This window comes from Pseudomonas sp. Pseusp21 (assembly GCF_059492145.1).
Map to the genome: position 1 here is coordinate 3,354,196 of NZ_CP168520.1, position 22,440 is coordinate 3,376,635.

General features: G+C 61.0%; 21 protein-coding genes. 8 read left to right on the plus strand and 13 right to left on the minus strand.

The features are described 5' to 3' along the window. The first annotated feature begins 199 nt into the window (after window positions 1-199). Window positions 200-1,429 carry a phosphoglycerate dehydrogenase gene (gene serA / locus ACEN93_RS15305; RefSeq protein ID WP_007953487.1) on the plus strand — a complete coding sequence of 410 codons (1,230 nt, stop codon included), beginning with the start codon at window positions 200-202 and terminating at the stop codon, window positions 1,427-1,429. A gap of 112 nt (window positions 1,430-1,541) precedes the next feature. Here serA and ACEN93_RS15310 read toward each other — a convergent pair whose 3' ends face one another. Further along, entirely contained in the window at window positions 1,542-1,967 is a 426-nt protein-coding gene (locus tag ACEN93_RS15310) for a DUF4399 domain-containing protein (protein WP_007953489.1), read from the minus strand. A 132-nt stretch (window positions 1,968-2,099) separates the two neighbouring features. Here ACEN93_RS15310 and ACEN93_RS15315 point away from each other — a divergent pair, with 132 nt between their 5' ends. Continuing rightward, complete coding sequence (locus ACEN93_RS15315) at window positions 2,100-2,678, plus strand: transporter substrate-binding domain-containing protein (RefSeq protein ID WP_285413297.1); 579 nt, start codon at window positions 2,100-2,102, stop codon at window positions 2,676-2,678. 11 nt (window positions 2,679-2,689) lie between these two features. On the opposite strand, the gene ACEN93_RS15320 is transcribed toward ACEN93_RS15315, so the two are convergent. Further along, window positions 2,690-3,175, minus strand: a complete 486-nt coding sequence (locus ACEN93_RS15320) for a 2-thiouracil desulfurase family protein (RefSeq protein WP_490840573.1) — start codon at window positions 3,173-3,175, stop codon at window positions 2,690-2,692. Between the two features lies 1 nt (window position 3,176). Then, on the minus strand, window positions 3,177-3,809 hold the full coding sequence (locus ACEN93_RS15325; RefSeq protein WP_074690091.1) for a 2OG-Fe(II) oxygenase: 633 nt from the start codon (window positions 3,807-3,809) through the stop codon (window positions 3,177-3,179). 108 nt (window positions 3,810-3,917) lie between these two features. Between ACEN93_RS15325 and ACEN93_RS15330 the strand changes: the two genes are divergently transcribed. Next, window positions 3,918-4,670, plus strand: coding sequence for a DUF2059 domain-containing protein (locus ACEN93_RS15330; RefSeq protein ID WP_011336435.1), 753 nt, complete (start codon window positions 3,918-3,920; stop codon window positions 4,668-4,670). Window position 4,671: 1 nt separating this feature from the next. Here ACEN93_RS15330 and bipL read toward each other — a convergent pair whose 3' ends face one another. Then, complete coding sequence (gene bipL / locus ACEN93_RS15335; RefSeq protein ID WP_085667372.1) at window positions 4,672-5,622, minus strand: phospholipase BipL; 951 nt, start codon at window positions 5,620-5,622, stop codon at window positions 4,672-4,674. A gap of 97 nt (window positions 5,623-5,719) precedes the next feature. Here bipL and ACEN93_RS15340 point away from each other — a divergent pair, with 97 nt between their 5' ends. Then, complete coding sequence (locus ACEN93_RS15340) at window positions 5,720-6,298, plus strand: DUF6436 domain-containing protein (RefSeq protein WP_262158920.1); 579 nt, start codon at window positions 5,720-5,722, stop codon at window positions 6,296-6,298. Between the two features lie 103 nt (window positions 6,299-6,401). Further along, window positions 6,402-8,813 (plus strand): penicillin acylase family protein, encoded by a 2,412-nt coding sequence (locus ACEN93_RS15345; protein WP_495610228.1) that lies wholly within the window; start codon window positions 6,402-6,404, stop codon window positions 8,811-8,813. Between the two features lie 14 nt (window positions 8,814-8,827). Here ACEN93_RS15345 and ACEN93_RS15350 read toward each other — a convergent pair whose 3' ends face one another. Continuing rightward, window positions 8,828-9,793 carry a GlxA family transcriptional regulator gene (locus ACEN93_RS15350; protein ID WP_495610229.1) on the minus strand — a complete coding sequence of 322 codons (966 nt, stop codon included), beginning with the start codon at window positions 9,791-9,793 and terminating at the stop codon, window positions 8,828-8,830. 190 nt (window positions 9,794-9,983) lie between these two features. Here ACEN93_RS15350 and ACEN93_RS15355 point away from each other — a divergent pair, with 190 nt between their 5' ends. Then, on the plus strand, window positions 9,984-10,625 hold the full coding sequence (locus ACEN93_RS15355; protein ID WP_495610230.1) for an HD domain-containing protein: 642 nt from the start codon (window positions 9,984-9,986) through the stop codon (window positions 10,623-10,625). A gap of 58 nt (window positions 10,626-10,683) precedes the next feature. On the opposite strand, the gene ACEN93_RS15360 is transcribed toward ACEN93_RS15355, so the two are convergent. The 7 genes from ACEN93_RS15360 to ACEN93_RS15390 form a co-directional block, all read right to left on the minus strand. Continuing rightward, complete coding sequence (locus tag ACEN93_RS15360; RefSeq protein ID WP_007953503.1) at window positions 10,684-11,574, minus strand: ABC transporter permease subunit; 891 nt, start codon at window positions 11,572-11,574, stop codon at window positions 10,684-10,686. Further along, window positions 11,571-12,452, minus strand: a complete 882-nt coding sequence (locus tag ACEN93_RS15365) for an ABC transporter permease subunit (protein ID WP_170844921.1) — start codon at window positions 12,450-12,452, stop codon at window positions 11,571-11,573. The genes ACEN93_RS15360 and ACEN93_RS15365 overlap by 4 nt, the downstream gene beginning before the upstream one ends. Window positions 12,453-12,487: 35 nt before the next feature. After that, a complete protein-coding gene (locus tag ACEN93_RS15370; protein WP_007953506.1) occupies window positions 12,488-13,630 on the minus strand; it encodes an ABC transporter ATP-binding protein in 1,143 nt (380 codons plus the stop codon). Between the two features lie 73 nt (window positions 13,631-13,703). Continuing rightward, window positions 13,704-14,801 carry a polyamine ABC transporter substrate-binding protein gene (locus tag ACEN93_RS15375; protein WP_039765389.1) on the minus strand — a complete coding sequence of 366 codons (1,098 nt, stop codon included), beginning with the start codon at window positions 14,799-14,801 and terminating at the stop codon, window positions 13,704-13,706. 187 nt (window positions 14,802-14,988) lie between these two features. After that, window positions 14,989-16,101, minus strand: a complete 1,113-nt coding sequence (locus ACEN93_RS15380) for a polyamine ABC transporter substrate-binding protein (RefSeq protein ID WP_011336446.1) — start codon at window positions 16,099-16,101, stop codon at window positions 14,989-14,991. A gap of 172 nt (window positions 16,102-16,273) precedes the next feature. After that, the gene (locus ACEN93_RS15385; protein WP_039765388.1) at window positions 16,274-17,638 is read right to left on the minus strand and encodes an aspartate aminotransferase family protein; all 1,365 of its coding nucleotides are present in this window, start codon (window positions 17,636-17,638) and stop codon (window positions 16,274-16,276) included. 56 nt (window positions 17,639-17,694) lie between these two features. Beyond that, window positions 17,695-19,053, minus strand: coding sequence for a glutamine synthetase family protein (locus ACEN93_RS15390; RefSeq protein ID WP_007953514.1), 1,359 nt, complete (start codon window positions 19,051-19,053; stop codon window positions 17,695-17,697). A 729-nt stretch (window positions 19,054-19,782) separates the two neighbouring features. On the opposite strand from ACEN93_RS15390, the gene ACEN93_RS15395 reads away from it, so the two are divergent. Continuing rightward, window positions 19,783-21,159 (plus strand): glutamine synthetase family protein, encoded by a 1,377-nt coding sequence (locus ACEN93_RS15395; RefSeq protein ID WP_039765386.1) that lies wholly within the window; start codon window positions 19,783-19,785, stop codon window positions 21,157-21,159. 227 nt (window positions 21,160-21,386) lie between these two features. Further along, complete coding sequence (locus ACEN93_RS15400; RefSeq protein WP_039765384.1) at window positions 21,387-22,019, plus strand: TetR/AcrR family transcriptional regulator; 633 nt, start codon at window positions 21,387-21,389, stop codon at window positions 22,017-22,019. A 180-nt stretch (window positions 22,020-22,199) separates the two neighbouring features. Here ACEN93_RS15400 and ACEN93_RS15405 read toward each other — a convergent pair whose 3' ends face one another. Further along, the gene (locus ACEN93_RS15405; RefSeq protein ID WP_007953520.1) at window positions 22,200-22,415 is read right to left on the minus strand and encodes a TOBE domain-containing protein; all 216 of its coding nucleotides are present in this window, start codon (window positions 22,413-22,415) and stop codon (window positions 22,200-22,202) included. Window positions 22,416-22,440 lie beyond the last annotated feature (25 nt).

The following is a 22,440-nucleotide window of genomic DNA, read 5'->3' on the forward strand; positions in this document are numbered from 1 at the left end:
GAACTCTCGAACAATTCATGGTCATCCTGAGAACGCTTCACGTCGCAGGAATGAGTGTTTAGCGGGGTGGCTATGCTAGCATACCGACCCCGCAGGCCAGTGCCCAAGGCCGGTTCTGCGGTGACGGCTTTCTTGTCGTCCAGGTCAATATCTGTTGACCATTTCCTGCCATTTTTCTCCGGGATACAGGTTTACGCAGATGAGCAAGACTTCTCTCGATAAGAGCAAGATCAAGTTCCTTCTTCTCGAAGGCGTCCACCAATCGGCTGTCGACGTCCTCAAGGCGGCGGGCTACACCAGCATCGAATACCTGACAGGCTCCCTGCCGGAAGCCCAGCTCAAGGAAAAGATCGCTGACGCTCACTTCATCGGCATTCGTTCGCGCACCCAGCTGACCGAAGAGATCTTCGATCACGCGAAGAAACTGGTCGCGGTCGGCTGTTTCTGCATCGGCACCAACCAGGTTGACCTGGAAGCGGCCCGCGAGCGCGGCATCGCCGTGTTCAACGCGCCGTACTCCAACACTCGCTCCGTTGCCGAGCTGGTGCTGGCCGAAGCGATCCTGCTGCTGCGCGGCATCCCTGAGAAAAACGCTTCCTGCCACCGTGGCGGCTGGATCAAGTCCGCAGCCAACTCCTTCGAGATCCGTGGCAAGAAACTGGGCATCGTCGGCTACGGCTCGATCGGTACTCAGCTGTCGGTCCTGGCTGAAGGCCTGGGCATGCAGGTGTTCTTCTACGACACCGTGACCAAGCTGCCACTGGGCAACGCGACCCAGGTCGGCAACCTGCACGAGCTGCTGGGCATGTCCGACATCGTCACCCTGCACGTTCCGGAAACCGCTGCGACCCAGTGGATGATCGGCGAGAAGGAAATCCGCGCCATCAAGAAGGGCGGCATCCTGATCAACGCTGCACGCGGCACCGTGGTCGAGCTGGATCACCTGGCCGCTGCGATCAAGGACAAACACCTGATCGGCGCCGCCATCGACGTGTTCCCGGTCGAGCCGCGTTCCAACGACGAAGAGTTCGAAAGCCCGCTGCGTGGCCTGGACAACGTGATCCTGACCCCGCACATCGGCGGTTCCACCGCTGAAGCGCAGGCCAACATCGGTCTGGAAGTGGCAGAAAAACTGGTCAAGTACAGCGACAACGGTACTTCGGTATCGTCCGTGAACTTCCCGGAAGTGGCCCTGCCGGCTCACCCTGGCAAGCACCGCCTGCTGCACATCCACGAGAACATCCCGGGTGTGATGAGCGAGATCAACAAGGTCTTCGCCGAAAACGGCATCAACATCTCCGGTCAGTTCCTGCAGACCAACGAGAAGGTCGGCTACGTGGTGATCGACGTCGACGCCGAGTACTCGGAGCTGGCGCAAGAGAAGCTGCAACACGTCAACGGCACCATCCGTAGCCGCGTGCTGTTTTAAGAGCAGCTGCGAGCAGCAAGCTTCAAGCGGCAAGTGAACAGCGCTTTTGCTTGAAGCTTGAAGCTCGCAACTCGCCACTGATAAAAAAGGGAGCCCCGAAGGGCTCCCTTTTTTATTCGACGTTGACGGTGATCTTCTTCGACACGATCGGCGGATCGAAGGCCATGTGGCCGCTGTCACCCAGCTCCAGTTGCAAGGTGTGCTTGCCCGGCGCGAGTTTGATGTCGGCCTGGGTCTGCGCCTTGCCGAAGTGCATGTGGTTGGCGTCGGTCGGCACCACGGATCCGGCCGGAACGATTTCCTTGGCATCGATCAACAGATGGTGATGACCGGTGTTCTTGGTGACGTCACCGGCCGGTGCCAGCGCGATGTCCTTTACACCGAACTTGACCGTGAAGGTCTGCGGAACCGTGGCTCCGTCCTCGGGAGAAACGATGAACACTTCGGCGCCCTTCGGTGCCGGTGTGGCCGCACTGGCCAGTACCGAAACACCCATCAGCACACCGGCCAACGCTGCACGTGACATAAAGCTTTTCATTTTCTTCTCCAGTTTTTCCGTAAAATCCGCACGGTCATGACAACTTCATGACCATTCGTTGTCGAAGGCACTCGACAACCATAGCAAAGCGAGCCTGGAAAACAGGCCGATATCGATTTCAAAGGAGTGACCATGCGTTTTCTGCCTGGCCTGATCTGCCTGCTTCCCCTTCTGAGCCCTCTGGCTCACGCCGAACTGATTGATGACGTCTACGACCGTGGCGAGTTGCGCATAGCCCTTGAGGCTAATACACCGCCCTTCAATTTCAAGGACGGCGACACGCTCACGGGGTTCGAGGTCGAGCTTGGGCAATTGCTGGCCAACGAACTGGATGTGCGGGCCGACTTCATCGTCACCGACGAGGCCGACCTGCTCCAGGGTGTTGAAAGCGGCAAGTACGACGTCGCGCTCAACCACATAGCACTGACCCCGGAACTCAAGGATCGTTTCGACGTCAGCGAACCTTACACGCAGGTCAATGCGCAATTGCTGGCGAAAAAGGACGAGCAACCTCGGCCGATGGTGCTGGTGCAGACGTTGACTGAGGAAAAGCCGAAGGTTGGGCCGCCGGTAGATCTGGCGATTCCGTTTCAGAAGGGTAACCCGGCGTTTCACGCGAGTCTGGAGAATGCCTTGCAGCGGATCAGGGCGGATGGGCGGCTTGAGGCATTGAGGCAGAAGTGGTTGAGTGTGCAGGCTACGGAAAACTGAAGTGAACGTGACTAGTCGAGCAAGCTGAGGGCCTGTGCGGCTTGCGGCAGTTCGAGTTCGCTGAAGACCTGCACCCCATGGCGCTTCAGCAACGCGGCGGTAACCCCCTCGCCACTCACCTTCACCCCACTGAACGTGCCGTCATAGGTCAACAGATTCCCGCACGAAGGACTGTTGGCCTTGAGCACTGCCACCCGAATCCCGTGCTTTTGCACCAGCGCCAGCGCCTGCCGCGCACCGTCGAGAAACTGCGCACTGACGTCTTCGCCGTCGGTGGTGATCACCGAGGCAAGCCCGTCCAGCACTTCGCGGCCCTGCCCGCCCGGAATCTCCGCCGCCGCCCGTGGCGTCGGCAAACCACCGGCGACTTCCGGACACAACGGCACTACCCGGCCTTCGCTGATCCACTGCTCCAGCAGATCGAACGGCCCGCTGGCTCCACCGTCGTAACGCACGCGATGGCCCAGCAGGCAGCGACTGACCAGAATCCTGTGCATCTCAGAACGGCTCGTTGCCACGGCGGCGGAACCAGCCTGTCAGCGACAGCCGCTCGCGATTGGCCGGCAACACTTCATGAGGGACTTCGCCGGAGAGGAACACCACCAGACAACCGCCCGTAGGCTGCACGTCATGAACGCGATCATGCTCCAGGTACATGCGCAGTTGCCCGCCATCCTCCGGCAACCAGCCGTCATTGAGGTAGATCACCGCCGAGACCATGCGCCGGTCATCGTCGCGGAAACGGTCGACATGCTTGCGATAGAAAGCACCCGGCGGGTACAGGGCGAAGTGGCACTCGAAGTCTTCCAGCCCCAGGAACAGCCCCCGGTTGAGCGCCTCGCGCAAGCTGTCCATCAGGTTCAGGTAACGGTCGCTGGCTTCGGCCTGACCAGGATCGATCCATTGGATATGGTCGCCACGAATCCCCTCGCGGATCTCCGAAAACGGGCCACGTCCGACCCCCGCCGGCGCCAGTTCACCTTCGGCGTCACGTTTGCGGCACTCGGCCGCCAGTGCGCGGGTCAAATCCGCAGGCAGGAAAATGTTCTGCTGCGACCAGCCGTGCTCGGCCAGGTCGTCGACGATACGTAACAGCAGCGGGTGATCAGAGGATATTTGCATGGCGCGCATAGTATGCCTGCGGCAAGAAATCCGACAGAGCCACGCGGCGGCTGGATACGAATTCTCGACAAGTACTGGCACCGCACGGAGAATAGTCGGCTGCCGACAGGAGTCCTTATGCGCCGTTTGCTTTTTTCACTGTTGATGTTCTGCGTTTTGCCCGCCTGGGCGGACGGCCACGACCAGTTGTACAAGGTCGCCGGCTGGCCAGAACAACGCGCGCATTTCAACGACGCCCTGAGTGCCGCGCAGCAGCGTTACCAGAACAGCCTGCCGCCGGCGGTGTTTCAGGCGCTGGTGAACAACAGCAACCAGCGCTTCGCCCCCCAGGCCGTGGATCAACGCGCCGAAGCGCAACTGCGCAAGAACCTCGCTGATCCGCAACCGGCCCTGTCGTTCTTTCAGTCTCCGTTGGGCAAGAAGATCGTCGCCGCCGAACTGCTGGCGACCCGCCGCGATCAACTGGCAAAAAACGCCAAGGGCCTGCCGAAGATGCCGGCCAGCGACAGCCGCCTGCTGATCATCGGCCACCTCGCCCAGGCCCTTCCCGCCCGTGAAGCCGGCGCCGAAGTCAGCCTGGCGATTGCCGGCGTGGCGGCGGACAGCCTGAGTTCGATGATCCCCGGCCTGCTCGGCGGCGGTCAGGCCCAGGGCATGTTGAACGGTCAACGCCAGCGCCTGATGGATCAGATCGGTGCCGACCTGAACAACACCCTGCTGTACGTCTATCGCGACCTGTCGGATGAAGAACTGGAAGAGTTCGCGACCTTTGCCGAATCCACCGAAGGCAAGGCCTACTACCAGGCCGCGCTGGCCGCGATCCGCGCCGGGCTGGCCGTAGGCCAGAGCACCTCGAACCTCAGTCAGTGATCTAGGGGTTGCGGCCCTTGATCCGCTTGCTCAGAAACTCGAAATACTCCTCGCGCATTTCTGCCGTCTCGTTGGCCAGGTGATGCCGCGCCTCGGCCAGCAACAGAATCTGTGGCCGGTCGAACTTCCACTTCAACACCTGCAGGTTGTGCTGCCAGTCCACGGTCATGTCCGCCTGGCCTTGAACAATCAGCGGCCGGCGCGGACTTTTCTTCGCGTATTCAACGCGGTTGATCCAGCGTGACAACGCCCCGACCCATGCGGTCGGCAAGCGTTTTGGCTGCAACGGATCGGCCTGCAGAAACGGCAGGAAATCCGGGTCATTGGAGTTCTCGCTGAAACGCCGGGCGATACCCCTGACAAAGGGCCGCAGCAGGTAATAACTGAACTGCGACCAACCCCAGGCACGCGGGCGCACCAACGGCGCCAGCAGAATCAACTGCCCCTGGGCCGGGCTGTTTTCACCATGATTGAGCACGTGATCGACAATGATCGCGCCGCCGGTGCTTTGCCCGCACAGGTGCCAAGGCTGCGGCAGGGCCATCGAGCGCGCCTCGGCGAACAGGCCTTGCAGCGCATCCTGATATTCCGAGAAGTCACGGATGCTCGCCCGCTCGCCGCTGGACAGACCATGCCCCGGCAGATCGCAGGCAATCACCGCGAAGCCTTGATCCAGTGCCCACTCGATCACATGCCGGTAAAGACCAGTGTGATCATAAAAACCGTGCACAAGAAACAGCGTGGCCCTGGCCGTTTCCGCCGGCCACCAGCAATGGCTGACCAGTTGATAGCCATTGATGTCGAACCGGCCCATGCCGCGCCAGACATCACGTTCCGGAAAGTCGGTCTTGTAGAACCGCTGATACGCCTTCGCCTCCTCGGACAACGGCTGCCACTCGGCCAGAGGCTTGAGGCTCGCACGCAGATGATCGGGATCGAAAGCAACAGACATGGGCAATTCCAGAACGGTAAACGGACTTTATCGGCCTGCGATATTCATCTGTCGCGGCAAGCATGGCAAGCTAGCCGGCCTTCGAGGAATCAAAACCATGCGTTCGCCCTACCGCACCGCACTGTTTGCCAGCCTGCTCGCCATCGTGTGTGCCGGCGTGCTGTGGGCCGCGTACGACTGGTTTCAGGGCCGCTACCTGCGGGCGTTCAGCGAACACACTGCGGTGTTTTCCGGCGACCCATTGCGCCTGCCCGACGACCTCGCCGGCCCCGGCAATATCCGTCTGGTGCACTTCTGGGATCCGGCCTGCCCATGCAACGTCGGCAATCAACAGCACCTGACCGAAATGGTCGAACAGTTCGGCCCCAAGGGCGTGGAGTTCTTCGCCGTGCAGAAGGCCGGCAGCCACGGCCAGTTGCCCGCCACCCTCAGCAATCTCAAAACCATCGCGGTGCTGCCCGGCTCCGAACAGATTCCCGCGAGCCCGGCCGTGGCGATCTGGGACCGCAGCGGCAGACTGGCGTACTTCGGCCCGTACAGCGAAGGCCTGACGTGCAACTCCAGCAACAGTTTTATCGAACCGATCCTGCAAGCGTTGAGTGATGATCGCCCGGTCAATGCGACTCATACGTTGGCGGTCGGTTGCTACTGTCCGTGGCCGGCGGAGACGAAGTAAGGCATTCCGGACTTTTCAAGGACGGCGATGCGCAGCACACGAGGCGTGTGCTAATTGTTTGCAGCCCGCACGGGCGGCAACCCCGAATGCACAAGGAGTCACCATGAAACGCGTCTTCACCGTTCTTGCCTTGCTCATCGTTGTCCTGCTCGCCGCTGGCGGGTGGTATGTCTACAGCAAGCAACCGACGCGTCAGGGGCAGGTGGAACTTCGCAACCTGCAAGGCTCGGTGACCGTGCGTTACGACGAGCGCGGTGTGCCGCACATCCGTGCCGAAAACGAGACCGACCTCTACCGCGCCCTCGGCTATGTGCACGCCCAGGATCGCCTCTTTCAGATGGAAGCCATGCGTCGTCTGGCCCGGGGCGAGCTGGCCGAAGTGCTCGGGCCGAAACTGCTCGACACCGACAAGCTGTTCCGCAGCCTGCGCATCCGCGAACGCGCCGCCAGTTACGTGGCCGGCCTCGACAAGCAGTCCCCGGCGTGGAAGGCCCTGCAAGCCTATCTGGACGGCATCAATCAATATCAGGACTCGCACGCCGCCCCGGTGGAGTTCGACGTGCTGGGCATCCCCAAGCGGCCGTTCACCGCCGAAGACAGCATCAGCGTCGCCGGCTACATGGCCTACAGCTTTGCCGCCGCGTTTCGCACCGAACCGCTGTTGACCTACGTGCGCGATCAACTGGGCGCCGATTACCTCAACGTCTTCGACCTCGACTGGCAGCCCAAGGGCGTGCTCGCCAAGGGCCACGCCAGCAGCGCACCGACCCTCGCCGCCGAAGACTGGAAAGACCTGAACACCCTCGCCCGCGTCAGCGAACAGGCGCTGATCGACAACGGCCTGCCGCAATTCGAAGGCAGCAACGCCTGGGTGATCGCCGGCAGCCACAGCAAGAGCACCAAGCCGTTGCTGGCGGGCGATCCGCACATTCGTTTTTCGGTGCCGTCGGTGTGGTACGAGGCGCAGCTGTCGGCGCCGGGCTTCGAACTCTACGGTCATCATCAGGCGCTGGTGCCGTTTGCCTTTCTCGGCCACAACCTGGATTTCGGCTGGAGCCTGACCATGTTCCAGAACGATGACCTGGATCTGATCGCCGAGAAGGTCAATCCGGACAACCCGGATCAGGTCTGGCATCGCGGCCAGTGGACCGACATGGTCAAGACCGAGCAGCAGATCGCGGTAAAAGGCCAGGCCCCGGTGACCATCACCCTGCGCCAGTCGCCCCACGGCCCGATCGTCAACGACGCCCTCGGCAGCGCCGCCGGAAAAACCCCGATTGCGATGTGGTGGGCGTTTATCGAAACACCGAATCCGATCCTTGAAGGTTTCTACCAGCTCAACCGCGCCGACACCTTGGCCAAGGCTCGTGCCGCAGCCGCCAAGGTGCAGGCGCCGGGGCTGAACATCGTTTATGCCAACGCCAAGGGCGATATCGCCTGGTGGGCCTCGGCGCTGTTGCCCAAACGTCCGACCGGGGTGAAGCCTGGCTTCATTCTCGACGGCAGCAGCAATCAGGCGGACAAGGACGGCTACTTCCCGTTCAGCGCCAACCCGCAGGAAGAAAACCCGGCACGGGGCTATATCGTCTCGGCCAACTTCCAGCCCGTGTCACCGACCGGCATGGAGATTCCCGGTTACTACAACCTCGCCGACCGTGGCCAGCAGCTCAACCGCCAGCTCGCCGACAAGAACGTGAAATGGGACAACGAGGCCAACCAGAAGCTGCAACTGGGTACCGCCACCGGTTATGGCCCGCGTCTGCTGGCGCCGTTGCTGCCGGTGCTGCGTGAAGTGGCGGGCAATCCCGCCGAGCAGAAGCTGATCGAGCAACTGGCCCAGTGGCAAGGCGACTATCCGCTGGATTCGGTCAGTGCGACGGTGTTCAACCAGTTCCTGTTCAACCTCGCCGACGCAGCAATGCGCGATGAGCTGGGCAATGATTTCTTCGAAACCCTGCTGTCGACCCGAGTGATCGATGCGGCGCTGCCCCGGCTCGCGGCGAATGCCGATTCACCGTGGTGGGACAACCGCAGCACGCCGAACAAGGAGACCCGCGTCGACACCGTGCGCAGCGCATGGCAGGCGAGCATGGCGCACCTGAAGTCGACCCTCGGCGACGACGCTTCCGGCTGGCAATGGGGCAAGGCCCACACCCTAACCCATGGTCATCCGCTGGGTCAGCAGAAACCGCTGGATCGCATTTTCAACGTCGGCCCGTTCGCCGCACCGGGCTCCCATGAAGTGCCGAACAACCTCTCGGCGAAGATCGGCCCGGCGCCGTGGCCCGTGACCTACGGCCCGTCGACCCGGCGCTTGGTGGACTTCGCTGATCCGGCTCACAGCCTGACCATCAACCCGGTCGGCCAGAGCGGCGTGCCGTTCGACAGTCACTATGACGATCAGGCAGAGGCGTATGTGGACGGGATGTATGTGCAGGCGCATTTCAGTGAGGAAGAGGTGACGGCGAATACGCGGAGTACGCTGAAGCTGCTGCCAAAGCGGGCTGAGCCATAAAAGCCGCCCTCGGCTCAAACCATCGCCGCAAAATTCAGCCGAAACTGCTGCGCCGTCACCCCCAACCGCCGGCTGAACACGCTGCGCATATGTTGCGCATCACGAAACCCGCACTGATACGCCACCGTCTTCAGCGGCGCCCTGGTGCTTTCGAGCATCACCCGCGCCGCATCCACCCGCGCCCGTTCGACGAATTCCGCCGGGGTGACTTTCGCCTCCCTGGCAAACACCCGAGAGAAATTCCGCGCACTCATGTTCGCGGCATTCGCCAGATCAGCGATGGTCAGGTCGCCGGTGAGATTGGCCAGCACATACAGCTGCACCATCGCCACCGCCGACGTCGGTTCGGCGTGGGGCGTAAGGAACGGACTGAACTGCGACTGCCCGCCCGAGCGCTGGGTGAACACCACCAGCCGCTTGGCCACACTCAGCGCCACCTCGGCCCCGTGATCACGCGCCAGCAGGTACAGCGACAGATCGATCCCCGCCGTCACCCCCGCCGAGGTGTAGAGCTGGCCGTCCTCGACGTACAACCGATCGGCCTCAACCCGGCTCGACGGGCACAACTGCGCCAGTGCCTCGGCGTCGTTCCAGTGGGTGGTGACCGTGCGCCCATCCAGCAACCCGGCACGGGCGAGCATGAACGCGCCGTTGCAGATCGAGCCAAAACGCCGCGCCCGACCACAGGCCTCACGCAACCAGGCATCGAATGCCTCGCCGAAATCCAGAAACGGCAACTGCGGTCCGCCCGCCACCAGCAGCAAATCGTAGACCTGCGACGCTTCGCTGAAATGCCGATGCGCACTCAGGGTCAGCCCGTTGGAACACGCCATCGGCCCGCGCTCGACGCCGATCACGTCGAGCCGGTAATGATCCTCCGGCGCCAGGAAGCGGTTGGCCTCGGCAAACACGTCCATCGGCCCGCTTACATCCAGCGCCTGCACGCCGGGAAACACCACGATGGCGACGGTTTTGTTCATGACGATGTCAGCTCCCGGGGAATGGCGGATCAGCGCCAACCCTAGCCAATCCTCGCCGCAGAAGCGAGCTGGCACGATTTGCAGGTGCAATGGCAAGGATCGCAGCCATGGATCGATTGTCCGGTCTGGCCCCCGGGAACAGACTTTCTCCATCAGCGCCGTGACGGCGTTTTCGACGAGGAAGCTCAACATGACCACGACCATTGCCGGTATCCGGATCCCCGACAGCGCCCTCGCCCGGGCCACCACCGAATACATCCGCGACATCGAATCCGACCTGCTTTACCACCACTCGCGCCGGGTGTTTCTGTTCGGTGCCTTGAGTGGAGAACGCCAGCAACTGGCCTACGATCCGGAGCTGCTGTACGTCGGCGCGATGTTCCACGACCTGGGTCTGGTCGAAGGCCACCGCAGCGACGACGAGCGCTTCGAGGTCGATGGTGCCAACGCAGCCGCAGCGTTTCTAAAACCGTATGGGCTGAGCGACGACGACATCGAGCAGGTGTGGATGTCGATCGCCCTGCACACCACGCCGGGGGTGCCGAAGCATCTGCGCCCGACCGTGGCGCTGGTGACCGCAGGCGTCGAGATGGACGTGCTGGGCATGGACTACGCGGCGTTCACCACGGTGCAGCGTGAGGCGGTGGTGCATGCGCACCCACGGGGCCAGAGCTTCAAGGAATGCATCATCTGCGCGTTCGCCGACGGCTTGCGTCATCGTCCGCAGACCACGTTCGGCAATGTGAAGACCGATGTGCTGAAGGATCAGGTGCCGGGGTTCAAGCCGATGAACTTCGTCGAGGTGATTCGCCAGTCGCCCTGGGTTTCCTGACCGGCATAAAAAAACCTCGCGACCATTTCCGGTCGCGAGGTTTTTTGTATCCGCAGACTTAAGCCGCTTCCGGCGTCGGCGCCCGGCGCACGTCCGGTTGCTTCCACGAATCCGCAGCGCCCTCTTCGATGGCCTGCTGAATCGCTTTCTTGCGGGCTTCTTCGGCACGGCGGCTGAAGAACCAGACCAGGAAGGTCACCAGCGACACCGCCAGCAGAATCAGGCTGGCCACGGCGTTGATCTCAGGCTTCACGCCCAGACGCACCGCCGAGAACACTTCCATCGGCAGGGTCGTTGAACCCGGGCCGGAGACGAAGCTCGCCAATACCAGGTCATCCAGCGACAGCGCGAACGACATCATGCCGCCCGCCGCCAGCGACGGCGCGATCATCGGAATGGTGATCAGGAAGAACACCTTCCACGGACGCGCACCAAGGTCCATCGCCGCTTCTTCGATCGACAGATCCAGCTCCCGCAGACGCGCCGACACCACCACCGCCACATACGCCGCACAGAACGTGGTGTGGGCGATCCAGATGGTGACGATGCCACGCTCCTGTGGCCAGCCGATCATCTGCGCCATCGCCACGAACAGCAGCAACAGCGACAGACCGGTAATCACCTCAGGCATGACCAGCGGCGCGGTGACCAGGCCGCCGAACAGCGTGCGGCCCTTGAAGCGGGTGATGCGGGTCAGCACGAAGGCTGCCAGCGTACCCAGCGCCACGGCGGCAATCGCGGTGTAGCAGGCGATTTCCAGCGAGCGCACCACCGAGCCCATCAGTTGCGAGTTGTCGAGCAGGCCGACGTACCACTTCACCGACCAGCCGCCCCACACCGTTACCAGTTTCGAGGCGTTGAACGAGTAGATCACCAGGATCAGCATCGGCAGGTAGATGAACAACAGGCCGAGCACCAGCATCAGGCTGGAGAAACGGAAGCGCTTCATTCTTTACCCTCCATTTCCTTGGCCTGACTGCGGTTGAACAGGATGATCGGCACGATCAGGATCGCCAGCATCACCACCGCCAGGGCGGACGCCACCGGCCAGTCACGGTTGTTGAAGAACTCTTGCCAGAGCACTTTACCGATCATCAGGGTTTCCGGACCGCCAAGCAGTTCCGGGATCACGAACTCGCCCACCACCGGGATGAACACCAGCATGCAGCCGGCGATGATGCCGTTCTTGGACAGCGGCACGGTGATTTTCCAGAAGCTGTTGAAGGTGCTCGAACCCAGGTCGGAGGCAGCCTCCAGCAAGCTGGTGTCGTGCTTCACCAGGTTGGCGTACAGCGGCAGGATCATGAACGGCAGGTACGAGTAGACGACGCCGATGTACACCGCGAGGTTGGTGTTGAGGATCTGCAGCGGCTCATCGATCAGGCCCATGCTCATCAGGAAACCGTTGAGCAGGCCGTTGTTGCTGAGGATGCCCATCCACGCATAGACGCGGATCAGGATCGCGGTCCAGGTCGGCATCATGATCAGCAGCACCAGCACCGTTTGTAGCTCTTTGCGGGCGCTGGCGATGGCGTAGGCCATCGGGTAACCGATCAACAGGCACAGCAGCGTGCTGAAAAACGCCATCTTCAGCGAGCCGAGGTAGGCGGCGATGTACAGCTCGTCGTCGCCGAGCATCGCGTAGTTGCCCAGATTCAGCAGCAGTTGCAGCTTCTGCTCGGCGTAGGTGTAGATCTCGGTGTACGGCGGAATGGCCACGTCCGCTTCGGCGAAGCTGATCTTCAGGACGATGAAGAACGGCAGCATGAAGAACAGGAACAGCCAGATGAACGGGACCCCGATGACCAGTTGGCGGCCACCGGGAATTATTCGATTGAGCCGGCGTTTGAATTTGCGCATGTTCATGAGCGAAGTACCACGCCGCTGTCGTCTTCCCACCACACGTAGACCTGATCGCCCCAGGTCGGACGTGCGCCACGGCGTTCGGCGTTGGCCACGAACGACTGCACCAGCTTGCCGCTCGGCAATTCGACGTAGAACACCGAGTGGCCGCCGAGGTAGGCGATGTCATGCACCTTGCCGCTCGACCAGTTGTATTCGCAGGTCGGCTGGTCGGCGGTGACCAGCAGTTTCTCCGGACGGATCGCGTAGGTGACGGACTTGTCCTGCACCGAGGTGCTGATGCCGTGGCCGACGTAGATCTGCCGGTCGAGGTCCTTGCAGGTGATGGTCGCGTGGCCTTCGGCGTCGTCGATCACTTCGCCTTCGAAGATGTTCACGTTACCGATGAATTCGCAGACCAGACGGCTGGTCGGCGTTTCGTAGATGTCGATCGGGCTGCCGATCTGGGCGATCCAGCCCAGGTGCATGATCGCGATACGCTCGGCCATGGTCATGGCCTCTTCCTGGTCGTGGGTCACCATCACGCAGGTCACGCCGACGCGCTCGATGATCTCCACCAGCTCCAGCTGCATCTGCGAACGCAATTTTTTGTCCAGTGCGCCCATCGGCTCGTCGAGCAGCAGCAGTTTCGGCCGCTTGGCCAGCGAACGCGCGAGTGCCACACGCTGACGCTGGCCGCCGGACAACTGGTGCGGCTTGCGCTTGGCGTACTGGCTCATCTGCACCAGCTTGAGCATCTCGGCCACGCGGGCGTCGATCTCGGCCTTGGGAATCTTGTCCTGTTGCAGGCCGAAGGCGATGTTCTGCGCCACGGTCATGTGCGGGAACAGGGCGTAGGACTGGAACATCATGTTGATCGGTCGCTCGTACGGCGGCATGTCGGTGATGTCGACGCCGTCGAGGAAAATGCGCCCCTCCGTGGGCCGTTCGAACCCTGCCAGCATCCGCAGCAGAGTGGATTTGCCCGATCCCGAACCGCCGAGCAGGGCAAAGATTTCGCCCTTCTTGATTTCCAGGGACACATCGTCCACGGCAACCGTCTCGTCGAACTTCTTCGTGACCCGGTCGATTTTGACCAGCACCTGTTTCGGTGTCTGGTCGCCCTCGAGGGCTTTCTTATAGGCGCCGGAGGCAACTGCCATTTACGAAACTCCCAGAAAAAAAGAGTGCAGTCCGCCCACGCAAGACGAACCCAGGATAGTTGGTACGTTGACGCTATTTACCCGACTTGACCTTGGTCCAGCTGCGGGTCATCAAACGCTGAATGTTCGGTGGCAGCTCGATCGACACGTAGGTCTTGTCGAGCACCGCCTGCGGTGGATAAACCGACTCATCGGTGCGGATGGACTGCTCCATCAGCTTGTCCGAACCCGGGTTGGGGTTGGCGTAACCGACGTAATCACTGACCTGAGCGATCACCTCAGGTTTCAGCAAATAGTTGATGAAGGCGTGGGCTTCCTTGACGTTGGCCGAATCCTTCGGAATCGCCAGCATGTCGAACCACAGCGCGCCGCCCTCTTTCGGGATCGAGTAGGCGATGTTCACGCCCTTCTTGGCTTCTTCGGCGCGATTCTTGGCCTGGAAGATGTCGCCGGAGAAACCGATGGCCACGCAGATGTCGCCGTTGGCCAGATCACCGATGTATTTCGAAGAATGGAAGTAGGTCACGTAAGGACGCACCGCCAGCAACTTGGCCGTGGCCTTCTCGTAATCCTTGGGATTGGTGCTGTTGGCGTTCAGGCCCATGTAGTTGAGCACGGTCGGCATCATTTCATCGGCCGAATCGAGGAACGCCACGCCGCAGCTCTGCAGCTTCTTGATGTTCTCCGGCTCGAACAGCACGCTCCAGGAGTCGATCTTGTCGACGCCGAGCACGGCTTTCACTTTGTCGACGTTGTAGCCGATGCCGTTGGTGCCCCACAGGTACGGCACGGCGTACAGGTTGCCCGGATCGTTCTGCTCCAGACGCTTGAGCAGCACCGGATCAAGGTTGGAATAGTTCGGCAGCTGCGCCTTGTCGAGCTTCTGGAAAGCGCCCGCCTTGATCTGCTTGCCGAGGAAGTGGTTCGACGGCACGACCACGTCGTAACCGGTACGCCCGGCGAGCAGTTTGCCTTCCAGGGTTTCGTTGGAGTCGAACACGTCGTAGACCGGTTTGATCCCGGTTTCTTTCTGGAAATCGGCCAGGGTGGTCTCGCCGATGTAATCCGACCAGTTATAAATATGCACAGTACCGGCGGCGTGGGCACCGACAGCGAACGTCAGGCCGGCAGCGGCCAGCAGGGCATTGCGCAAAGAAGAAAAAACAGGCAAGTGGAGGTCCTCTGATTTAGTTGGGCCCAAGTTGCCCCGTGCTGCATGACAGTCACGGTTGCCCGGCAACAAAACCGGCGCGCAACTTACCTTCGAAAAACCGTTCCAGCAAAACTTTCCGTCATTTAATTGCACCGCTGACCGCCCGGTTGAAGGCGACGGCCAACGGTGGCCGCTTCAAACCGGCTTATTTACCGGATTTGATCTTGGTCCAGCTGCGAGTGATCAGGCGCAGGGTGGCCGCGTCCAGATCGCTGATCGCATAGAGCTGCTTCTTCACTTCAGCCGAAGGGTAGATGCTCGGATCGCTGGTGATTTCCTTGTCCACCAGGGCGGTGGCCGCCTTGTTGCCGTTCGGGAAACGCACGGCGTTGGTGATTTCGGCCATCACTTTCGGCTCGAGCAGGTAGTTCATGAACTTGTAGGCGGCTTCGACGTTTTCGGCATCCTTTGGAATGGCGACCATGTCGTAGAAAGTACCGGCACCTTCTTTTGGAATGGTGTAGGCCAGTTTGACCTTGTCACCGGCTTCCTTGGCGCGGGTCTTGGATTGCTCCAGGTCACCCGAGTAGCCGACCGCTACACAGATGTTGCCGTTGGCCAGGTCCGAGATGTACTTCGAGGAGTGGAAGTAAGCCACCGAAGGACGAATCTTGAGGAACAGGTCTTCGGCGGCTTTCAGGTCAGCCTTGTCCTTGCTGTTGGTCGGTTTGCCCAGATAGTGCAGAGCCGCCGGAATCATTTCGGTCGGCGCGTCGAGGAAGCTCACGCCGCAGCTTTTCAGCTTCTCGATGTTTTCAGGCTTGAACACGATGTCCCAGGAATCGATCTTGTCGATGCCCAGTGCAGCCTTGACCTTGGCCGGGTTGTAGCCGATGCCGATCGAACCCCACATGTACGGGAACGCGTGCTTGTTGCCCGGGTCGCTGGCGTCGCCAACGGCCTTGAGCAGGTCTTCGTCGAGGTTCTTCCAGTTCGTCAGCTTGGACTTGTCCAGTTCCTGATAAACGCCGGCCTTGATCTGTTTGGCCAGGAAGTTGTTGGAAGGCACCACGATGTCGTAACCGGATTTGCCGGCCAGCAGCTTGGCTTCCAGGGTTTCGTTGCTGTCGAAAACGTCATAGACGACCTTGATGCCCGTCTCTTTTTCGAAATTGGCAACCGTGTCCGGCGCGATGTAGTCGGACCAGTTGTAAACGTGCAACACCTTGTCGTCCGCCTGAACCGCACCCGCCATCACGCCCATCAGGGACATGGCGAGCAGAGTCTTGCCAGCGAGCTTTTTGCCTAATGCCTTCATGCGTTAATGCTCCAAATTTTTCTTTTTTGAACCACTTTGTTCAGCGGCCGAACCCGGACAACTGGAACCGCGGCTAGTCTGGCAAGATCCGAGGCAGTCTTTCAAGAAAAGACCAGCCCTTCTGACAGCTCCGAGCGACAGCGCAACAGCTCCATCGCTCAGAGCCTAGCACTTAGCCCTGCAACGCACTCAGGGTCAGGTCCAGGCACTTGCGTGCCTTTGTCACCAGCTCGTCGATCTCCGCCTTGCTGATCACCAGCGGCGGCGCGATGATCATGGTGTCGCCCACGGCACGCATGATCAGCCCGTTGTCGAAGCAGAACTGGCGGCAGATCATGCCCACACCCTTGCCTTCGTAACGCTTGCGAGTGGCCTTGTCCTGCACCAGCTCGATGGCCCCCAGCAGACCGACTCCGCGCACTTCACCCACCAACGGGTGATCGTTCAGTTCGCGCAGACGTTTCTGCAAATACGGTGCCGTTTCTTCATGGGCGCGTTCGATGATTTTCTCTTCGCGCAGAATCCGGATGTTTTCCAGACCCACCGCCGCCGCCACCGGGTGACCGGAGTAGGTGAAGCCGTGGTTGAAGTCGCCGCCCTCGTTGAGCACCGCCACCACTTCGTCACGCACGATCAGGCCACCCATCGGGATGTAGCCGGACGTCAGGCCTTTGGCGATCGTCATCATGTGTGGCTTGAGGTCGTAGAAATCGCTGCCGAACCATTCACCGGTACGGCCGAAACCGCAGATCACTTCGTCAGCCACGAACAGAATGTCGTACTTGGCGAGGATCTCCTTGATGCGCGGCCAGTAGGTGTCTGGCGGAATGATCACACCGCCGGCGCCCTGGATCGGCTCGGCAATAAAGGCACCGACGTTGTCCACGCCGACTTCCAGAATCTTTTCTTCCAGCTGATTTGCCGCCCAGATCCCGAACTCTTCCGGGGTCATGTCGCCGCCTTCGGCGAACCAGTACGGCTGGGCGATGTGGACGATGCCCGGAATCGGCAGGTCGCCCTGTTCGTGCATGTAGGTCATGCCGCCCAGGCTTGCGCCGGCCACGGTGGAACCGTGGTAGCCGTTCTTGCGGCTGATGATGACTTTCTTGTTCGGCTGGCCCTTGATCGCCCAGTAGTGGCGAACCATGCGCAGCATGGTGTCGTTGCCTTCGGAACCGGAGCCGGTGAAGAACACGTGGTTCATGCCTTCTGGCGCCACGTCGGCGATGGCCTTGGCCAGTTCCAGCGCCGGCGGGTGCGCGGTCTGGAAGAACAGGTTGTAGTAAGGCAGTTCGCGCATCTGTTTGGCGGCAGCATCCGCCAGCTCATCGCGTCCATAACCGATCGCCACACACCACAGACCCGCCATGCCATCGAGGATCTTGTTGCCCTCGCTGTCCCACAGGTACACGCCCTTGGCGTTGGTGATGATCCGTGGACCCTTTTCTTTCAGCTGCTTGAAGTCGCTGAACGGGGCCAGGTGGTGATCGCTGCTGAGGGCTTGCCACTCACGGGTTTGCGGGTTGTTGCTGGTCATGCCAATTCTCCTTGTTATCGGTGAAGGCGCGGCGGCTGACCACCGCGCCCGGCGTATCAGACGGCGAAGAGCAGGTACTCACGCTCCCAGGAACTGATCACGCGCTTGAAGTTTTCATGCTCGGCCCGCTTGACCGCGACGTAGCCGGTGATAAAGGTCTTGCCCAGGTACTTCTCGATGGTCGCGCTGTTTTCCATGCGTTCCAGGGCGTCTTCGATGGTCAGCGGCAGGCGCAGGTTGCGGCGCTCGTAACCACGGCCCACGACCGGCGCGCTCGGGTTGATGCCTTCGACCATGCCGATGTAGCCGCAGAGCAGGCTCGCGGCAATCGCCAGGTACGGGTTGGCGTCGGCGCCCGGCAGGCGGTTTTCCACCCGGCGGTTCTGCGGGCCGGCATCCGGGACGCGCAGGCCCACGGTGCGGTTTTCTTCGCCCCACTCCACGTTCACCGGCGCCGAGGTGTCCGGCAGGAAGCGGCGGAACGAGTTGACGTTCGGGGCGAACAGCGGCAACAGCTCAGGGATCAGTTTCTGCAGGCCACCGATGTGGTGCAGGAACAGCTGGCTCATGGTCCCGTCTTCATTCGAGAACACGTTCTTGCCGGTCTCGATGTCGATGATGCTCTGGTGCAGGTGCATCGCACTGCCCGGCTCACCGGTCATCGGCTTGGCCATGAAGGTCGCGGCCACGTTGTGCTTGAGCGCGGCCTCACGCATGGTGCGTTTGAACACCAGGATCTGGTCGGCCAGCGACAGGGCATCGCCGTGACGGAAGTTGATTTCCATCTGCGCCGTACCGTCCTCGTGGATCAGCGTGTCGAGGTCCAGCTCCTGCAATTCGCACCAGTCGTAGACGTCTTCGAACAGCGGATCGAATTCGTTCGCCGCTTCGATGGAGAACGACTGACGCCCGATCTCCGGGCGCCCGGAGCGGCCGACCGGCGGCTGCAACGGATAGTCGGGGTCGTCGCTGCGCTTGGTCAGGTAGAACTCCATTTCCGGCGCCACGATCGGCTGCCAGCCCTTGTCGGCATAGAGTTTCAGGACTTTCTTGAGGACGTTGCGCGGCGACAGCTCGATCGGGTTGCCTTGCTTGTCGTAGGTGTCGTGGATCACCTGGGCGGTCGGCTCGATGGCCCATGGCACCAGGTACACGGCGTTCTGGTCGGGACGGCAGATCATGTCGATGTCGGCCGGGTCGAGCAGTTCGTAATAGATGTCGTCTTCGACGTAGTCGCCGGTCACGGTCTGCAACAGAACGCTCTCTGGCAGGCGCATGCCTTTTTCGGCGATGAATTTGTTGGTCGGCGAGATCTTGCCCCGGGTAATGCCGGTCAAGTCGCCGATCATGCATTCGACTTCTGTGATCTTGTGGTCTTTCAACCAATCGGTGAGCTGGTCGAGGTTGTTACTCATAAATGCCTCTGGGCTGAGTCTCCTGACAGATGTCAGGCAATGTTTGACGCACCAGGCGTCGCGTTAAAGGGCCTTGCTTGCGCGCAGTGCCGGCTTACGCCCGGCACCGCGCATAGACAATGAAGGAGGAGCTTACCTGCCCTTTACGCTGGCGTTGCATTTCCTGTGCACATCCCGGGCGTGCAGAATCACGGGCACGACGACGGACGCGGTGCGGGCCGGGAGCGGGAAAGAGATCTATATTGAAAGGAGAACCGCTAAAGAGGATGCCTTCGCACACGTCCAGAATATCGGACGCTGCCGCTCGATCTGCCACGGGCTGGGAGATCGCTGACACGTTGCAGGCCTTGCTGGCCGTGCTGCGGACGGACGTGTCGCCACTGATGTGATAAGCATGCAGACCGGACTGCAAAGAGCAGTCGGTGACGCCGATTAACGGCAGGCGAGACATGAAGCACCCCGGTATTATTGCTGTTATGGGTTTGATCGGAGCTTAGCCTTGTTCATTTTTTTACACAACACCCCCGTAAAAAATACAACACGGTCTGCTCAAGCCTGCGGGTGGCGCGTCTTTCACGGATAAAAAAATGCCCCAAAGTGCCCCATAAACGCCCTCGCAGCGCTTTTTCAGGGCACAAAAGGCCTCGCTTGACTTCGGCAGGCCGTTCGGGTTGACTGAAACCAGAAAAGATCAATGATTGATATTTTTAACAACAAAGGTGTTGCATCATGTCGGTACCCCCGCGTGCCGTTCAGCTTAACGAAGCGAACGCGTTCCTTAAGGAACATCCTGAGGTTCTGTACGTTGACCTTCTGATTGCGGATATGAATGGTGTGGTGCGCGGCAAGCGCATCGAACGCACCAGCCTCCACAAGGTTTACGAGAAAGGCATCAACCTGCCGGCCTCTCTATTTGCTCTGGATATCAATGGCTCCACGGTGGAAAGCACCGGCCTGGGCCTGGACATCGGCGACGCCGACCGTATCTGCTATCCAATCCCCGATACCCTGTGCAACGAGCCATGGCAGAAGCGCCCGACCGCGCAACTGTTGATGACCATGCACGAACTGGAAGGTGACCCTTTCTTCGCCGACCCGCGCGAAGTGCTCCGTCAAGTTGTTGCAAAGTTTGACGAGCTCGGCCTGACCATCTGCGCCGCGTTCGAACTCGAGTTCTACCTGATCGACCAGGAAAACGTGAACGGCCGCCCTCAGCCGCCACGCTCGCCGATCTCCGGCAAACGCCCGCATTCGACCCAGGTTTACCTGATCGACGACCTCGACGAATACGTCGACTGCCTCCAGGACATTCTGGAAGGCGCGAAAGAGCAAGGCATTCCGGCCGACGCCATCGTCAAGGAAAGTGCCCCGGCGCAGTTCGAAGTGAACCTGCACCACGTCGCCGACCCGATCAAGGCATGCGACTACGCGGTCCTGCTCAAGCGTCTGATCAAGAACATCGCCTACGACCATGAAATGGACACCACTTTCATGGCCAAGCCGTACCCGGGCCAGGCAGGCAACGGTCTGCACGTCCACATTTCGGTTCTCGACAAAGAAGGCAAAAACATTTTTGCCAGCGAGGATCCCGAGCAGAACGCCGCGCTGCGTCACGCGATCGGCGGTGTGCTCGAGACCCTGCCCGCGCAGATGGCTTTCCTCTGCCCGAACGTCAACTCCTACCGTCGTTTCGGCGCACAGTTCTACGTGCCGAACTCGCCGAGCTGGGGCCTGGACAACCGCACCGTGGCCCTGCGCGTACCGACCGGCTCCGCCGACGCGGTCCGTCTGGAACACCGCGTGGCCGGCGCCGACGCCAACCCGTACCTGCTGATGGCTTCGGTGCTGGCGGGCGTGCATCACGGCCTGACCAACAAGATCGAGCCGCCGCCTCCCACCGAAGGCAACAGCTACGAGCAGAACGAGCAGAGCCTGCCGAACAACTTGCGCGATGCCCTGCGCGAGCTGGACGACAGCGAGGTGATGGCCAAGTACATCGATCCGAAATACATCGATATCTTCGTCGCCTGTAAAGAGAGCGAGCTGGAGGAGTTCGAACACTCCATCTCCGACCTCGAGTACAACTGGTACCTGCATACCGTTTAAGCGGATTGCAGGAATAAAAAGCGCTGCCGGCTTCATCAGCCCGCAGCGTTTTTTTATGGCCGCCTGCGGCGGATCGCTGGCAAGCCAGCTCCCACAGGGTTCTGTTGTGTACTCAAATCTTGTGTTCGACACAGATACCTGTGGGAGCTGGCTTGCCAGCGATGGCGGCCGACAAGACAACGCAAGAGCCGGCTCGTACAATGCCCGCTGCCCCGCAGGAGACTTTCATGACGCGTCCCGCCCCCGTTCGCAAACCTCGTGCCCGCAGTCAGGCGCGGATCGATTCGATACTCGACGCCGCGCGCACGCTGCTGGCCGCCGAGGGCGTGGCGAGCCTGTCGATCTACAGCGTGGCCGAGCGCGCGCAGATTCCGCCCTCCTCGGTCTACCACTTCTTCGCCAGTGTTCCGGCGCTGCTCGAAGCGCTGACGGCGGATGTGCACGCGGCCTTCCGTGCCTGCCTGCAAGCACCGATCGATCACGATGCCCTGCGCGACTGGCGCGACCTGTCGCGGCTGGTCGAAGAGCGGATGCTGGAGATCTATGGCGAGGATGCCGCCGCCCGCCAACTGATCCTCGCGCAGCACGGCCTCACCGAAGTCACCCAGGCCGACCGCCAGCACGACCTCGAACTCGGCGACCTGATGCACAAGCTGTTCGATCATCACTTCGAACTGCCGCGACTGCCGGATGACGTCGATGTGTTCGCACTGGCCATGGAACTGGGCGACCGCGTCTACGCCCGCTCGGTGCAGCAGCACGGGCAGATCACCCCGCGCATGGCCGAGGAAGGCATGCGGGTGTTCGATGCCTACATCGGGCTGTATCTTCCGCCCTATCTGCCCAAACGGATTCTCTAGCGATGATCGTTGCCACGCTCTGCGTGGGAATGCAGCCCGTGACGCTCCGCGTCACTGGACGCGGAGCGTCCCCAGAGGCATTCCCACGCAGAGCATGGGAACGATCAGCACGGTCAATCTCAAGCCAATAAAAAACCCCGAAGGGCTCACACCCTTCGGGGTTGTTTTTGTCCCACGCCCTTACAACTTGGCGATGGACACCTCGGTGGATTTCACGAAGGCGATCACTTCGCTGCCGACCTCCAGTTCCAGCTCCTTGACCGAACGGGTGGTGATCACCGACGTGACGATGCCGGAAGCGGTCTGCACGTCGATTTCCGACAGCACGTCGCCGAGAACGATCTCCTTGATCGCGCCTTTGAACTGGTTGCGTACGTTGATGGCTTTGATAGTCATGATATTTCTCCTGAGGTCGAAATAA

Bases quoted from the DNA above. Each gene is read 5' to 3' on its own strand.
- ACEN93_RS15385 (WP_039765388.1), bottom strand. From the start codon at position 17,638: ATGACCAGCAACAACCCGCAAACCCGTGAGTGGCAAGCCCTCAGCAGC.
- ACEN93_RS15350 (WP_495610229.1), bottom strand. From the start codon at position 9,793: ATGAACAAAACCGTCGCCATCGTGGTGTTTCCCGGCGTGCAGGCGCTG.
- ACEN93_RS15315 (WP_285413297.1), top strand. From the start codon at position 2,100: ATGCGTTTTCTGCCTGGCCTGATCTGCCTGCTTCCCCTTCTGAGCCCT.
- ACEN93_RS15355 (WP_495610230.1), top strand. From the start codon at position 9,984: ATGACCACGACCATTGCCGGTATCCGGATCCCCGACAGCGCCCTCGCC.
- ACEN93_RS15330 (WP_011336435.1), top strand. From the start codon at position 3,918: ATGCGCCGTTTGCTTTTTTCACTGTTGATGTTCTGCGTTTTGCCCGCC.
- bipL (WP_085667372.1), bottom strand. From the start codon at position 5,622: ATGTCTGTTGCTTTCGATCCCGATCATCTGCGTGCGAGCCTCAAGCCT.
- ACEN93_RS15340 (WP_262158920.1), top strand. From the start codon at position 5,720: ATGCGTTCGCCCTACCGCACCGCACTGTTTGCCAGCCTGCTCGCCATC.
- ACEN93_RS15400 (WP_039765384.1), top strand. From the start codon at position 21,387: ATGACGCGTCCCGCCCCCGTTCGCAAACCTCGTGCCCGCAGTCAGGCG.
- serA (WP_007953487.1), top strand. From the start codon at position 200: ATGAGCAAGACTTCTCTCGATAAGAGCAAGATCAAGTTCCTTCTTCTC.
- ACEN93_RS15370 (WP_007953506.1), bottom strand. From the start codon at position 13,630: ATGGCAGTTGCCTCCGGCGCCTATAAGAAAGCCCTCGAGGGCGACCAG.
- ACEN93_RS15405 (WP_007953520.1), bottom strand. From the start codon at position 22,415: ATGACTATCAAAGCCATCAACGTACGCAACCAGTTCAAAGGCGCGATC.
- ACEN93_RS15310 (WP_007953489.1), bottom strand. From the start codon at position 1,967: ATGAAAAGCTTTATGTCACGTGCAGCGTTGGCCGGTGTGCTGATGGGT.
- ACEN93_RS15395 (WP_039765386.1), top strand. From the start codon at position 19,783: ATGTCGGTACCCCCGCGTGCCGTTCAGCTTAACGAAGCGAACGCGTTC.
- ACEN93_RS15390 (WP_007953514.1), bottom strand. From the start codon at position 19,053: ATGAGTAACAACCTCGACCAGCTCACCGATTGGTTGAAAGACCACAAG.
- ACEN93_RS15345 (WP_495610228.1), top strand. From the start codon at position 6,402: ATGAAACGCGTCTTCACCGTTCTTGCCTTGCTCATCGTTGTCCTGCTC.
- ACEN93_RS15360 (WP_007953503.1), bottom strand. From the start codon at position 11,574: ATGAAGCGCTTCCGTTTCTCCAGCCTGATGCTGGTGCTCGGCCTGTTG.
- ACEN93_RS15380 (WP_011336446.1), bottom strand. From the start codon at position 16,101: ATGAAGGCATTAGGCAAAAAGCTCGCTGGCAAGACTCTGCTCGCCATG.
- ACEN93_RS15320 (WP_490840573.1), bottom strand. From the start codon at position 3,175: ATGCACAGGATTCTGGTCAGTCGCTGCCTGCTGGGCCATCGCGTGCGT.
- ACEN93_RS15325 (WP_074690091.1), bottom strand. From the start codon at position 3,809: ATGCGCGCCATGCAAATATCCTCTGATCACCCGCTGCTGTTACGTATC.